General features: G+C 47.6%; 21 protein-coding genes. 9 read left to right on the forward strand and 12 right to left on the reverse strand.

The window, feature by feature from the left end; translation table 11 throughout:
• Positions 1 to 40: 40 nt before the first annotated feature.
• Positions 41 to 289, forward strand: a complete 249-nt coding sequence (locus KNQ06_RS07240; protein ID WP_064300893.1) for a hypothetical protein — start codon at positions 41 to 43, stop codon at positions 287 to 289.
• Between the two features lie 46 nt (positions 290 to 335).
• Here KNQ06_RS07240 and KNQ06_RS07245 read toward each other — a convergent pair whose 3' ends face one another.
• Genes KNQ06_RS07245 through KNQ06_RS07255 form a run of 3 tightly spaced genes read right to left on the reverse strand, consistent with a single transcriptional unit; the run spans position 336 to position 2,851 of the window.
• Positions 336 to 1,022 (reverse strand): polysaccharide deacetylase family protein, encoded by a 687-nt coding sequence (locus KNQ06_RS07245; protein WP_064300892.1) that lies wholly within the window; start codon positions 1,020 to 1,022, stop codon positions 336 to 338.
• 17 nt (positions 1,023 to 1,039) lie between these two features.
• Positions 1,040 to 2,167 carry an MGDG synthase family glycosyltransferase gene (locus KNQ06_RS07250; RefSeq protein ID WP_064300891.1) on the reverse strand — a complete coding sequence of 376 codons (1,128 nt, stop codon included), beginning with the start codon at positions 2,165 to 2,167 and terminating at the stop codon, positions 1,040 to 1,042.
• Positions 2,168 to 2,221: 54 nt separating this feature from the next.
• Positions 2,222 to 2,851, reverse strand: a complete 630-nt coding sequence (locus KNQ06_RS07255) for a DedA family protein (protein ID WP_058704058.1) — start codon at positions 2,849 to 2,851, stop codon at positions 2,222 to 2,224.
• 215 nt (positions 2,852 to 3,066) lie between these two features.
• Between KNQ06_RS07255 and KNQ06_RS07260 the strand changes: the two genes are divergently transcribed.
• The 4 genes from KNQ06_RS07260 (at position 3,067) to KNQ06_RS07275 (ending at position 5,171) form a co-directional block, all read left to right on the forward strand.
• Positions 3,067 to 3,609 (forward strand): GNAT family N-acetyltransferase, encoded by a 543-nt coding sequence (locus KNQ06_RS07260; protein ID WP_064300890.1) that lies wholly within the window; start codon positions 3,067 to 3,069, stop codon positions 3,607 to 3,609.
• Between the two features lie 26 nt (positions 3,610 to 3,635).
• Positions 3,636 to 4,439 (forward strand): hypothetical protein, encoded by an 804-nt coding sequence (locus tag KNQ06_RS07265; RefSeq protein WP_215147728.1) that lies wholly within the window; start codon positions 3,636 to 3,638, stop codon positions 4,437 to 4,439.
• Complete coding sequence (locus KNQ06_RS07270) at positions 4,405 to 4,800, forward strand: hypothetical protein (RefSeq protein ID WP_149427285.1); 396 nt, start codon at positions 4,405 to 4,407, stop codon at positions 4,798 to 4,800. Before KNQ06_RS07265 ends, KNQ06_RS07270 begins: the two co-directional genes overlap by 35 nt.
• Before the next feature lie 89 nt (positions 4,801 to 4,889).
• On the forward strand, positions 4,890 to 5,171 hold the full coding sequence (locus KNQ06_RS07275; protein ID WP_214723063.1) for a hypothetical protein: 282 nt from the start codon (positions 4,890 to 4,892) through the stop codon (positions 5,169 to 5,171).
• A gap of 56 nt (positions 5,172 to 5,227) precedes the next feature.
• Here the strand turns inward: KNQ06_RS07275 and KNQ06_RS07280 are convergent, their stop codons facing one another.
• Positions 5,228 to 5,410, reverse strand: coding sequence for a hypothetical protein (locus KNQ06_RS07280; protein WP_214857531.1), 183 nt, complete (start codon positions 5,408 to 5,410; stop codon positions 5,228 to 5,230).
• 128 nt (positions 5,411 to 5,538) lie between these two features.
• Positions 5,539 to 6,174: an NAD(P)-dependent oxidoreductase gene (locus KNQ06_RS07285; RefSeq protein ID WP_058704052.1), complete on the reverse strand. Its 636-nt coding sequence runs from the start codon at positions 6,172 to 6,174 to the stop codon at positions 5,539 to 5,541.
• Between the two features lie 163 nt (positions 6,175 to 6,337).
• Here KNQ06_RS07285 and KNQ06_RS07290 point away from each other — a divergent pair, with 163 nt between their 5' ends.
• Positions 6,338 to 6,769 (forward strand): Rrf2 family transcriptional regulator, encoded by a 432-nt coding sequence (locus KNQ06_RS07290; protein WP_058265849.1) that lies wholly within the window; start codon positions 6,338 to 6,340, stop codon positions 6,767 to 6,769.
• 17 nt (positions 6,770 to 6,786) lie between these two features.
• Here the strand turns inward: KNQ06_RS07290 and KNQ06_RS07295 are convergent, their stop codons facing one another.
• From KNQ06_RS07295 to arr, 3 genes are all read right to left on the reverse strand, one after another.
• Complete coding sequence (locus KNQ06_RS07295) at positions 6,787 to 6,963, reverse strand: hypothetical protein (RefSeq protein WP_156501836.1); 177 nt, start codon at positions 6,961 to 6,963, stop codon at positions 6,787 to 6,789.
• A gap of 104 nt (positions 6,964 to 7,067) precedes the next feature.
• The gene (locus tag KNQ06_RS07300) at positions 7,068 to 7,583 is read right to left on the reverse strand and encodes a hypothetical protein (protein WP_149427283.1); all 516 of its coding nucleotides are present in this window, start codon (positions 7,581 to 7,583) and stop codon (positions 7,068 to 7,070) included.
• Positions 7,584 to 7,602: 19 nt separating this feature from the next.
• Positions 7,603 to 8,004 (reverse strand): NAD(+)--rifampin ADP-ribosyltransferase, encoded by a 402-nt coding sequence (gene arr, locus KNQ06_RS07305; RefSeq protein ID WP_215147730.1) that lies wholly within the window; start codon positions 8,002 to 8,004, stop codon positions 7,603 to 7,605.
• A 199-nt stretch (positions 8,005 to 8,203) separates the two neighbouring features.
• Here arr and KNQ06_RS07310 point away from each other — a divergent pair, with 199 nt between their 5' ends.
• From KNQ06_RS07310 to KNQ06_RS07320, 3 genes are all read left to right on the forward strand, one after another.
• Complete coding sequence (locus KNQ06_RS07310; protein ID WP_215147732.1) at positions 8,204 to 8,734, forward strand: hypothetical protein; 531 nt, start codon at positions 8,204 to 8,206, stop codon at positions 8,732 to 8,734.
• Positions 8,735 to 8,888: 154 nt separating this feature from the next.
• A complete protein-coding gene (locus KNQ06_RS07315; RefSeq protein ID WP_215147734.1) occupies positions 8,889 to 9,308 on the forward strand; it encodes a MarR family winged helix-turn-helix transcriptional regulator in 420 nt (139 codons plus the stop codon).
• A 19-nt stretch (positions 9,309 to 9,327) separates the two neighbouring features.
• Complete coding sequence (locus tag KNQ06_RS07320) at positions 9,328 to 9,750, forward strand: MarR family winged helix-turn-helix transcriptional regulator (protein WP_023468160.1); 423 nt, start codon at positions 9,328 to 9,330, stop codon at positions 9,748 to 9,750.
• Positions 9,751 to 9,818: 68 nt separating this feature from the next.
• On the opposite strand, the gene KNQ06_RS07325 is transcribed toward KNQ06_RS07320, so the two are convergent.
• The 4 genes from KNQ06_RS07325 to KNQ06_RS07340 form a co-directional block, all read right to left on the reverse strand.
• Complete coding sequence (locus KNQ06_RS07325) at positions 9,819 to 10,349, reverse strand: hypothetical protein (RefSeq protein WP_215147736.1); 531 nt, start codon at positions 10,347 to 10,349, stop codon at positions 9,819 to 9,821.
• 262 nt (positions 10,350 to 10,611) lie between these two features.
• On the reverse strand, positions 10,612 to 11,403 hold the full coding sequence (locus tag KNQ06_RS07330; RefSeq protein WP_215147738.1) for an ABC transporter permease: 792 nt from the start codon (positions 11,401 to 11,403) through the stop codon (positions 10,612 to 10,614).
• A complete protein-coding gene (locus KNQ06_RS07335; RefSeq protein WP_215147740.1) occupies positions 11,400 to 12,194 on the reverse strand; it encodes an ABC transporter permease in 795 nt (264 codons plus the stop codon). The genes KNQ06_RS07330 and KNQ06_RS07335 overlap by 4 nt, the downstream gene beginning before the upstream one ends.
• On the reverse strand, positions 12,191 to 13,195 hold the full coding sequence (locus KNQ06_RS07340; protein WP_215147742.1) for an ABC transporter ATP-binding protein: 1,005 nt from the start codon (positions 13,193 to 13,195) through the stop codon (positions 12,191 to 12,193). The genes KNQ06_RS07335 and KNQ06_RS07340 overlap by 4 nt, the downstream gene beginning before the upstream one ends.
• Positions 13,196 to 13,307: the final 112 nt, after the last annotated feature.

The following is a 13,307-nucleotide window of genomic DNA, read 5'->3' on the forward strand; positions in this document are numbered from 1 at the left end:
TGGGTGATGCAAAAACAGATCATCCATAAGGAGTGAAGCAATGAAATCCGATTTTGAGTTCATGACGACATCAGAAGCGATTCTATTCGTCAGTTCCTTGTTCATGTGGCTGTACATTGGGCGTCATTTCGTCATGATCACGACGTTTGATGACTTATTTTTAACACAATCGTGGTGGTTACTACTTCCGCTCATCACCTTCATCTTATTCTTACGCTCGTTCGTCGTACGACGCTTGATCCTCCATCATAGTCAAGCAGACGAGGACGACATGTCACGCAATGCTTAATCCATGCAAAAGAGGACTTACCATGAAACCGGTAAGTCCTCTTTCTTTATGCTTGATCGATTCGCCGAAACTGTAAGCCGCGTGCTTTCCACTCCGGCAAGAGTTCTTTCAGCGCCGCAATCGTCTGCACGGGTGCTTGTGGATCTGCACCGAACGTATCCCCATTATCATGGAGCAAGATGATGTCTCCTTCTGACACATTTGATAGCAGCCGTTTGATTTTTGCCTTTCCGCCCTCTAGCTTCCAGTCCTCTGCCATCTTCGACCAGAGAATCATGTTGTAAGAAGGAGGACAAAGGACATCTCCAGCATTAAGCGCACCCCACGGTGGACGATAGACCGTCGGACGTTCGCCCGTGATCCGTTCAATGATTGTAGCCGTCCGCTCGATGCCTGTCCGGACGGTCGACGGTCGCATCGACCAGTTCGGACGATGGATATAATTGTGGATACCGACTTGATGCCCTTCTTCGTGCATCCTGCGAATGAGGTCCGGATGTTCTTCTGCTTTATGACCCACGACGAAAAACGTCGCATGAATGCCTTCTTGTTGTAAGAGATCAAGAAGTTCTGCCGTATAGACAGGATCTGGACCATCATCGAACGTCAAGGCGACGGATCGTGAGTCCAGTGATTTCGTCACGCGCCATCCAAAGACGCGTGACGCCATATACGGAACGACCGTATAGGCGAGTGTCGCGAGAACTCCCGCTGTGACAAGACGTGAACGCATGTAAACTAACTCCCTTATTATCCATTTACTTTTTGACGACGATCTTGCAGGCAACCCGCAATCCGTTCAGCGAAAAATCGCTGATCGGCCATGACGCGATCATTTTGATACTGTGTGACCGCTTGTTGCCAAGCGTGCATGACGTCCGGATTCTCAAGCGTCCGACGGATGACGTCCGCGAGTGTATCCGTTTGATTAAAGGAGAACGCAAGCCCTTTCTCCATCAAATACGTGCGATTGATTTCTTCTTGCCCCGGTAGGACGTGTTGAATGAACAGCGGTATACGTTTTTCGAACGCTTCGCTAACCGTCACGCCACCCGGCTTCGTGACGATCGCATCCATCCGTTCATACAGTTGATTCATCTCATCCCTTGAATCGATATAGGCGAGTGGATGGATATGTGGATGACGTCGCGTGGCTAGTCGTTTATAGAGCGTCTGATTGTTCCCGCACAAGACATGAAAATCTGCTTCCGCACACTGTTCGATTTGCGTCAGCAACGTCTCGAGTTGACCGAGTCCACCGTTTCCGCCAGCAACAAGAATTTGTTTGCGGGACTGCGTCGAACGAATGATGGAACCACCAGAAATTGCTGGATGGACAGGGATTCCTGTTACGAACAACCGCTCTTTTGGTACAGCATGGTGCGCGTGCAATTCCCGCCTCGCCTCACGATTCGGCAACAGATGATACTCGATATGCTTCTTTCCCCAGACGCGACTGACGAATAGATCGGTATAGGCATTGATGACGGGTACATCACAAAGGTTTCGTTCCTTCAATTGATTCAAGAGATAGGACGGAAATGCATGCGTACAGATGATGACATCCGGTTGTTCCGTTCGGATGATTCGTAACATCTGCTGTTGGAAATAATGCGACGTCCATCCCCTTGAGCGCGCGTTACTCGAGCGCCCGGCAATATGCCGATGGTAAAAACGACTATAACCGTTTGAGAAATGTCGAATCCAGTTCAGATAAAACTTCGATGTCACCCATTCCGCGAACGGGCTGATCGTACTGAGTAACTCTACTTCCTTGACTTCAACATCTGGTCCCTGCAATCGTTCGGCGATGGCTTCCGCGACGAGATGATGACCGGATCGCATCCTTAAAAAAGGAAAGATCACTATTTTTTGCATCGTATGTCCACTCCTTCAAACTATCCGCAAAAATCCTTTAAAAAGAAGTATCGCTTAGTCTTCTTTTCCCGCTTGGTTTTTCCCTGAAACGACGCGTTTTTCAAGCCGTTTACGCTTGAGCCATTTGACGAGTACACCGAGCAGGAACAATACGAGTAAGGCAAGTCCGAAATACGGTACGACTTCCGGCTTGATATGGAACGTCTTCCCGGCAAAGTGACCGAGTAAGACGAAAGGAACGACCCATAGCGCGGAACCAAGTGCTGACACCCAGAAATAACGACCGAACGGAATCTGCTTCATCCCCGCAAAATACGGATTGATTTGCCGCACGCCCGGAATATAAAGACCGGCGATGATCGTCCGATTGATGCGTCCCATGTAGCCGTTTGACACCCGCTCCCAGCGCTCCCTCGTCAATCCGATGAACCGACCGTATCGTAAGACGGTCGGTCCAAAGAAGCGCCCCGCGCCATATGCCGTCAACATGCCGACGTACGTTCCGGCGAATGCCGTCAAGATTGAATAAATCAAACGTTCTTCGTTCTGACCACTTAAGATACCAATCAGGACGAGTAGTGATTCTTCCGGTGCCGGGATCCCGACGATGCCAAAAAATAAAAAAATGAAAATAACGCCATATCCATAGGCATCGAGATACTGGTTGACCGTATCCATGTTCATGTTGTCACGTCCTCTACTGCTGTCTCTCTGTACTGTTTCATCGTCTTCTGACTATGTATTCGTTCCTGTTCATGCAATTCCTTTTTTAGAAAAATTAAAACCCGTTTTCAGCTAAAAATTGACCTGTTCTCGTACCTCTCCTCGTGACAGTTCTCAGCATTTAGGAGATGATGAAGAGAGTGAACTATATCTTTAAAGATAGAAGGAGGATGACGATGAAAGAGACTGAACAATTGAAAATTCGCCCTCTCTCGATCGAGAGTATTCCACTCGTCAATGATGCCAACGATCCGTTTCCAATCATCGGACACATCGTTCCGCAGTTTTCCGGTACCACCTGGTCCTACACGGAAGAACTTTATGAAACAGTTACCGAGACCCATTTCCCGGACGACCGTCTCGATTGGTCTACTTATATTGATCATAAAGATCGTATCGTCCTACTCGCCTTCTCCGGCACTTCTTGTATCGGTCAGATTCGTCTCGTACGTGACTGGAACCGTTTCGCCTACATCGAGAACATCGCCGTCAAACAATCGTTTCGTAAACTAGGCGTCGGACACCAACTGCTCGCCGCTGCGACGAAGTGGGCACAGCAACGTGAGTTGATCGGTCTGTCCCTTGAAGCACAGGACGATAATCTGATAGCTTGCCGGTTTTACGCGCGAGAAGGCTTCGTGCTCGGTGGTGTCGATAGCCTAAAACAATCCGCCAATCCAGACATCGATCTGACGCTGTATTGGTACAAACTATTTTGAGCAACAAACGGAAAGGACTTATTTCTATGGCATCAATCGTAAAGAACAGTTTCATTTCCGCGATATTGTTCGCTTTCTTGTACGCACTGATTGCTGGGCATGAGATGGGGGATCCAGCAATCTACGGCACGTCCTTCACCGACTTCTTCCTGATTGGTCTACTGTTTGCCGGTCCAGTCATCCTAATCGGCGCACTCTTGACAGAAGGGCTGCCGCGCCTGTTATTCCGTTCGACTATCTCATTCGCACAACGGATCATCCTCAATCAGGTCGTCGCGTTGTTCGCAAGTATCGTCCTCTATCTACTTGTGCAACCCAATCCATTTTCGTTCTATTTTGTCTTGTTCTGTTCTGGAGTAGCATTAGTGTATCTTCTTGTCTCCGAGTCGGCACGGAAGTATCCGTCATTTCTCCCCTATCTGTTCGGGTGGCTTGGTCGGACCGTCCTCAGCTTCTTTTTGTTTCTTAACTTGTTTGGTTCGATGACGATGATGGTGCCGTTTTTGTCCTACACGGAGCAGTTGGTCAATGAACAGTTGGATGCTGTCATGCTACTGTTTTTCAGTAGCATCGCGTTGGGTGACTTGCTGTTAGCTGTCCGTTTCACGAAACGTTCGCTACCGTGGACGACACATCTCCTCGTTCATCAAGGCACGGTCTTCGTGTTTGCTGGCGCGTTCATTTTGTTCACTTCACTTCCTGCTTTATTTTTCATCGGAAACGTAGTCGCTGCCTTTTTATATGTGATGGTCACCCGTCTATTCATCGTCATGAAAACCGGGAAGGAGGAACACCATGATCCGTCTGTCATTTCGACTACTGATGACTAACTGGATTTTTTTGATGCTGTATCAACATCTCCCGTCGTCACCACGCCTTATGGCCGAGACGGACGCTGGGTATTATTCAGGTGTTTTCGAGACATTGCTGTCGTTTATGATTGTCATCACGGTCGGCGGCATCCTGACTGACGCGATTCGTTACTTCGGCTTCCGAACGCGTCCACTTTCCTTTACATCACATCTCTTTCTGAATCAAGGCATCGCCTTCCTTATTGGTGGCATCTTATTAATCGTCTTCAATGGTCTGTTTCAACCGCTCTATTTTCAGGCGATTGCGAGTAGCGCCGCCTTCCTCTATTTTTTGTTGACACGTTTGACATTACTATACAAAAACGATTCAGTTGTTTGAAATCAGCCACATTCTTACATTTTTGTTAGATAAGAATGACAAGCTGGGCATTATACTGAATGTATCGTTCAGTAAAGGAGACATGCCGCATGTTTCGTCAAAAATCACTTTTGTACTTACTCATTTTTTTGTCCTTCGGTTTCGCTTTTGACACGATCACTGGAGCGTCCCTCATTCCGTTCGTTGAACCCCTTCATGAATTGATTGCCTCACTTGCGTTGACGATCACGACCGCCTGTTTGACACTGTTCTTTCTGTTCTTCCACGGTGTTCGTCCGCATCTTGAATTACTGATCGTCCTCCCCTTTTTGATTTTGACGAGCGGCATTACGTTCTTGTTCGTCTTCTTGAACGCAATGACTGTCATTTAACGTCACTAAAAGCCCGTCTTCCTCAAGAAGACGGGCTTTGATCGGCAATATGTAGATCACGGTTTGGCGTGAAGTTCTATCAACGGATCGCTTTCACTCGGCCAATTGATTTGTCCCTCGTAATGATCCTCGATCGTCGCGACCGGTTCCGAACGTTCGAACCGGGACGGTTGTGTTGATGTCGTACAGACGATCAAGACAGCTAATAGACTGATGATACTAAAGCATCGTCGCATCATGATTTGAGCTCCTTTAGTCGTTTCTATTCTCATATTAAACAAACCATGCTACTATGCCATCCGTCCTCCGCTGTATCTCTCACTCCGCCCATTAAAAAAGACCGACTACGTAAGTCGGTCTGACACCATCACCCTTGTTCGCCAACGACCGAGAATCGTTCGTTGAGATGTTGCGCGTTTTCTAGCTCATCGACTACCGCGATGGCGTAATCCGCGTAACTGATGTAGCTTTCCCCTTTTGCGTTTAAAATCATCTGCTCACCGCCGACTGTATACGCTCCTGTACGTTGACCGCTCGGATCAAAGAATCCAGCGGGGCTGAGATACGTCCATGTCACGTCTTGCTGCCCTTGCAGTTCGATCAAGTTTTTTCCCATGTTCGAGGCTGTCGGATAATACGCTTCCGGGAAATCCGGTGTTTCCATGACACGTACTGTATGCTCGGCATCGACGAATAGGCTTCCCGCCCCACCGACGACGAAAAGTCGTGTCTTGCTTCCTGCTAACACGTTGATTAAATGACGCCCGACTTCGATATGTTTCGTCTCCTCACCCGGTGCTGAGTTAAACGCATTGACGATGGCGTCAAACCCGTTTAAGTCATCTTTCGTCAGTGCGAGTACATCACGCTCGAGAATCGTGACGTTTGCCGTCACTTTTGCCGCGTTACGGACGATTGCCGTGACGTCATGACCACGTGTGATTGCTTCTTGTAAAATCAATTGCCCTGCTTTTCCTGTTGCGCCGATGATTCCGATATTCATGATGATTCCTCCTTTTGATATGTAACTATTTCGATTACATGTAACTAATATAGTTACAATTACTTTGTTTGTCAACAGTGTTGTTCCTATTCCCCGTTTCTTGCCAAATGAACAATACGACGTATAATGAGAGAACAATGTTTTTAAGAAGGAGGGTCATCCGTTGGCCATCAGTACACGTTTTTCCGTCGGCATCCATATTCTCTCGTTGATCGCGACCGACGAGAAGATGACATCCGACTTGATTGCTGGCAGCGTCAATACGAATCCGGTCGTCATCCGTAAAATCATGAGCATGTTGAAGAAAGCTGATTTGATCGAGGTCCGTCCGGGTGTCGCCGGTGCGCGACTCGCCCGCCCGTTGTCTAAGATTACGCTGCTTGACGTCTATCACGCCGTTGCTGTCGTACCGGACAAGGAATTGTTCGGCGTCCATGCCGCACCGAACCCAGACTGCCCAGTCGGACGAAACATCCAATCGACAGTCACACCCATCTTTGAGCTTGCGCAATCCGCGCTTGAGAAGGTACTCGCTCACGTCACATTAGATGATATCGTCAGTGAAATCGAACAAAAAGAAGCATCGTCCTCGTAAGGGCGATGCTTCTTGCTTTAGAAAAACCATTGATATAGTAGATATCCTCCACCGAGGACGACAAGCACTGCGAGCATCTCCAGACCACGCATCCCGTCGTTTTGCCCACGTGGTACGGCACTACCGAGACCTTGATCGACACCATCGCGGAGATGATCGAGTGGTTGTTTCTTTTCTTGTTTGAAGCGAGACATATAAACGCCCCCTTTTTACATATTGTACCATTCCATCTTCACCTTGCAGTACATTCTGACAAAAAAATACGTGGTAGTGCTTATCTTACATTCAATTCGTTTCTCTATTCATTTCGAAGCAATTTCATGAATCCCATCTTTTCAACGATCAAAACATCCTGCTCGAAGCGTTTGATAGAATGTTTTGATGCTTGTTCGTCCAACGCATTCGGATGACCAAAGCATACGTTTAAGATCGAATTGAGTTTCTTTGCATCACCACCGATGAAGTAGTGAGACATATAGGTGTCGTCTTCTGAAGCAATGACGACGAATGTCGCCATATCAAGCACTCCTTCGACGCTTTCTGCTGTCATGAGTTTGTCATTCGCAGATGCCTTCTGAAAGTCATACGATTCGATAGAGGCAATCCTACCTTGCAACAGATCAAGAATTGATTTCCGGTAGACACAATAGACGCCAACGATCGTTTCAATGGGTGGAACGAACGGATCTCCAAGGATCGTGATCCATCGCTCGTCCTGTTGATTCAGGCGGATGGCGTGCAAGTGATTGACTAATAATTGATCAATGACGTTCACATTCGTCGGTTGGATCGATTTAAAATCATGTACAGGCAAGCTTTTCTCCCCCGTTCGTTTAGTCGATGATCGTATCCTTCCCTTCTGCGCGTAATCGCTGCAGGGATGCTTTCATCGTCTCAATCTCTTCATCCGTATGCCGTTCCCACGTTCCGAGTTCAGCGATGATCTTCACAGGTTCAGTCGAACGATACGACCGGGTCGGATTGCCTGGGAACCGTTTGTTCGTCAAGTTCGGATCATCCTCATACGCTCCGAGTGGCTCGACGATATAGATATGCTCCGGAGCGTCACCTTGTGCGAGCTCCGCGCCCCACTTCGCTGCATCAAGTGTTGCTGTGAAATAGACGTGCTGGAGCGGTCGTTGACGAAAATTCGACGCGTGTCCTGGTTTCAATTCGTCACCGATTCGCAACGTGGCTCTCGTGCCATGGAAAAAAGGACCTTCAACTGTTTTCATATGCTCGCCTCCTGACTGGATACATTCAGTATAGACAGTCGATTCATTCAGGTGTAGTCTGTTTCAAAACGAAATTTCACGGTATACTTATAGCAAAGGAAGAGCATTTGTCGTCAGATTGTAACTCGTTTTTTGTCTAGCCATCAGGCATGATGGGAATAGTCATTTTACATACCCTATAGGAGGTCATCCGTTCAACGTGAAGTTCTTTAAAGCTTTAGCGAAAACCGAAGAGGCTGTCTGGATTCCAGAAGCCGAGTGGCAAACCGTTTGTGAGCAAGAAGGACTGACCCTGCCGCATCATCCGCAGGAACAATTCGTTGGTCTCGCGTACAACAATCAGCGGCAAGTCGTTGAAGTCACGCGTAACGTGCGTCCCCCGGCACTCAGTTATTACGTCACGATCCTTGAACCACCCAATAGTCGATCCCTCATCTCAAAACGTTCGTTCTTAACCGTGCTTCATGAACGAACGGAGCGCACGTCCCTCACCGAATACGGTACATTCTGTTTACTTGAAATCAATGTTCGGGAAGAAGGACTCGGCGAGCGTGGTCTGTTACTTGAGTCGTTGATTCATGACATCGAAAAAAAGTATACCCATTACGCGATTCGTGGTGATTATTCGAAGATCACCTTACAAGGACGCGTCTCAGATCAATGTTTTACGAAATATGGATTCCAGTTAACGGATTCCTATCTCACGCTCTCAAATGGGATTCCTTCCTGAAACGACCTGACACGTTCAGGTCTTTTTTTGTATAGTTCCTAGGCAATGATGGGAAGTGATGGGTTTGCGTTCAAACTAGTAGCACTACATATTTTTAATATGGTATGGTAAAAGTAATTCATCAGCAGTACATTCTACATTTAAGAGGTTCCCCATGACAACAATGACAGAGACATATCCCATGACATGCTGGCAGACGATTTCGACGTATCATAATCAACAAATCAAGCGCGTCAATGCTTTTTTGAAACAATGGGATCTCTCCCATACGAACCTTGAAGTGTTGCGTTGCCTACAGACAACCTCATGCACGAGCCAGAAGGAAATCGCGGAACGGATCCAAGTGACCGACGGCACGATTTCACACGGAATCAAACGTTTATTTGATCGGCAACTCATCACCCGCAAGCGCAAATGGAAGACGAACTATTTGCTATTGACGGAAAAAGGAACAGCCATTCTGCAAGAAGTGTTGCCTGCCTATGAACGTTTTCAACAAGAACAATTCGCCGCTCTGACGGCTCGACAACAGGAAGAATTAATCCGTTTCTTCGATAAGCTCAACCCAGCATGACAGAATAGGAGGAAAAATCATGACCTTCACATTCGAATCTTCAATGCAACACTGGAACGCCATTCAGCGGATCCATTCTCGTTATTCGAAAGAAGTCAACGATGTATTGAAACCAAAAGGGCTCTCAAAATCCCAATTCGATTTATTGATGACCCTGTATCATCAAGAGAGTGCGACACAAAAATCACTTGAACGCACGCTCGAACTCTCAAGCGGTGCCATTTCGCAAACGGTCAAGAAGTTGCTCGCGGAACACCTCGTCATCCGAAAACGAATCAACCGGGAAAAGCGGATTCTCTTAACGGAAGATGGTGCAGCGCTGATTCAAACGTCAGCTCCCGAGATCGAAGAGATTGATGATCGTTATTTCCGTGCCTTTACATCAAAGGACCACGAGACGTTCGATCAATTGCTTCATAAGATGCAAAGCGATCATTTTTAAATGCGCGTAATCGTTATAACAAAAGAGTCCTTCTCTCTTCTGAAAGCACAGTTGAGAGAAGGACTCTTTCATTGTTCAAATGGGAACGTATTCCTTTTATCTGAATCCGACAATAACGATTTATTTCGAGTCCACCATGCAATCAAGCTTGCCACTAATAAGATGCTTGCCCAGTAAATCAAGAAAGTATTGCTGTTAAAGAACTGACTGTTCATATAGGGCGAAGGTACCGACGTAATACTTGTTAAGTAACTTTCATCGATCGTTCCATTCTCCGCCCTAACTTGTTGTTTAACGAAAACTTGATACTGGCTGAATTGCTCGACTTGATAGAAGATGCCACACACAAGATAGATCATCGTACAGATCGATAAACCAATTAGGGATAAAAAACGTAACTGCGCTGCTCTCATCCATTGCACCACGAGACTGATGCCAAATGGAAAAATCAATAGGAGTAGCAGGAGCGGTATAAGCCCTAGATTACCATTGCCGCTGCTTGATTGCGGATACACTTGCGTCGAGCGACCCAAGGATACGAGAAGTCCACTAAAGATGCTCAATGCCACTACCAATCGGTCTACTCTTACGACTCTCATCTCACTACACTCCTCCTTTGAATAATGTTTATATTCCTTCCGTCTTCCCTCTTCATTATACAAAATCAAGACACTTAAAATTTCCTTTTTCAGGAATCAAGGGAACGGATTATTTTTCTTAACCTGATTTTTAACCATCATCCATTGCTGTACACAGTTGACATCGCTGATCTTTCAACTATGCAAAATCTTTACGAACGAGCTGATAAAAACATCCAAAAAGAACCTTGAAGCGTCGCAACACTTCAAGGTTCTTCTTATTTCATGATCCCGTACTCGCAAATGCCTTCAGTCCGAACAACCAGAAACGATAAGCGATCAAACAGGCGATGATCGCGACAAGTGGTGTCGCAATCGCCATCACACCATAGCCTCTTCCGTCAAAGAAATACATCGCCGGGTAGAAGGCAGTAAAGCCGAAGGGGATGATGTAAGTCAAGACGAACATCAACACCTTCGAGTAGATCGTCATCGGATAACGAGCAAAATCACTCAAACTGAAAACTGCTGAGACGATCGGTAAACTGTCGACCATCCAAAACGAGAACGTCGCAAAAAACAGATTGATCGCGATATAGAGCAATCCGCTCGAAAGAACAAGTACGATCAGCATCAAGACATCACCGAAGCTCCAGATCATGTCGAGGTGATTGGAAGCAACATAGAGCACCCCACCACCAATCAACAGTTGACCGAATCCGTCTTGTTGGACGCGCTCAGCGATGATTTGAAACAACGGATTGACGGGGCGCATCAACAACCGATCTAGATTCCCGGTCCGGATGTACTGCCAACCGATCGTCCAAAGGTTATCAAAGAAGATATGATGTAAGGCTCGTCCTAAAAAGGCGATCCCGTAAATGAATAGAATCTCGTAAAAGTCCCAGCCGTTTAGCGTCTCGATATGCTGAAAGACGACCGACAGGAAAAAGAGTGAGGCGAACTGTTGACCGAAGACCGACAAGACACCAATCAGGAAATCGATCCGGTATTCCATCATGACCTTAAAATGACTTTTGGCATACAACCAGTAGAGTTTTATGTATCGTTTCATCCGCCGAACACCGTCACTTTCCGGATCGCGAGCGCGAACGTGATTCGCAAGATGACGAAGAATCCGATCAACCAGCCGATTTGAATCAGTAACGCTTGCAAGATGCCGCTTGCGCCAATCTCTCCCGTATAGATCGCAACCGGGACGTAGACGAGTGAAGCGAACGGTAAGTACAGACTGATCGTCTGAAACCAGTCCGGGAACAGCGTCAACGGTACGATTGCACCGGACATGATCGTGATGACGGCGTCCTGTAAGACGGATAGTCCCCAAATGTTGACGGTATAGAAGGCAAAGATGCCGACGAGCAGATCAATCAATGTCGCGAGCAACACGGCACAAAGGACACTACCAACGAAGGCGATGCCAGCCAACCACGACTGTGGTCGATCCACGCCGATGAACAAGATCGAGACGAGGACGAGTGGTAGAATCGAGCGGAACAAGATCGAGACTTTTGAGCCGATGTCTTGGGCGAGTAACTTATCGAGCAAGTGATACGGACGGAGTAACTCGATTGCGATCGCCCCTTGTTTGATCATCCGGGCGAGATCGCGTCCGGCACCCCCGCGGAACTGATCGATCATCGTCGCAAGCACCGCATACGTCAGCATCGTTGACAGCGAGATACCGGAAACATCGGTCTTATTGGCATACACGGCTTGCCAGAAGAAATAGAGGATGAACAGACGCATCGTCACGCTAAACATGCTTGCCCAGTACCAGGCCGTGTAGGCGAGATCAACCTTGATTTGGGACCGCATCAACGCGGTATATTTGCTAATTCTCATGCGCTGATCCCCGCTCGGTAGAGCTTGCGGATTAACGTCTCCATCTTCGGGACGGACACGGAGACGTCCCGAACGGCGTACAGCGAAACGATTTCCTTGATGACTTGACCGCTTGACAGTTCTCGGTCGTCAAAGGCGAGCTCGTACGTTAGCTCATCCGTCTCAAACATGATCACACGATTGATCAATGCCGTCGGTAAAACGAACGGCACCGGTTCTTCGAGCGTGATTCGAAGTGTCCGCTCGTGACTGAACGATGCCTTCAACTGATCGATCGTATCGTCATAGATGATTTTGCCGTCGTCGAGGACGATCACACGGTCACAGACTTCCTCGATGTCCTGCATGTCGTGCGTCGTCAAGATGACGGTCGTTCCCCAGCGATCACTCATCTCGCGGATGAAGTGACGGATTGTCTCCTTAATTTCAATATCAAGTCCGATCGTCGGTTCGTCGAGATAGACGACTTTTGGTCGATGCAGGAAGGCTGCGGCTAGTTCACAGCGCATCTTTTGTCCGAGCGACAGTTGTCGGACCGGTACGTCTAGAAGCGGTGCGAGATCGAGCTTCTCCCGAAACCACGCGAGCGTCTCGGCAAACTCTGACGTCGGTACTTGATAGATTTCCTTCAACAGCTCAAACGATTCTTGGACCGGAATGTCCCAGAACAGTTGCGTCCGCTGACCGAAGACGGCTCCGATTTGCGACGCGTTCTTGACGCGGTCGGCATGTGGATCAAGTCCGAACACCCGGACGTTCCCCGCATCCGGACGCAGGACACCAGCGAGCATCTTGATCGTCGTTGATTTCCCGGCGCCATTAAAACCGATATAGCCGACCCGTTCTCCTGGCGCAATCGTCAAATCAATTGCTTTGACTGCCTCTTTCGTCCGATATGTCCGGTGAAATAACGCTTTGATCGCTCCACGTAGTCCCGGTTCCCGTTGTAGGATTTGATAGTGTTTCGTCAGTCCTGTTGCTTTGACGGCATATGGTTGCATGTATTCTCCCCCTTTTGTGCAAACGCTTTCCGAAAACGTAGTATACCAGAAAAATCCAATATCCTTCCATCTCTTTTGAAAATTTTTCTCGATATTCTGACGCTGTCGCGTA

Source organism: Exiguobacterium sp. s91 (assembly GCF_018618915.1).
GTDB classification, from domain to species: Bacteria; Bacillota; Bacilli; order Exiguobacteriales; family Exiguobacteriaceae; genus Exiguobacterium_A; species Exiguobacterium_A abrahamii.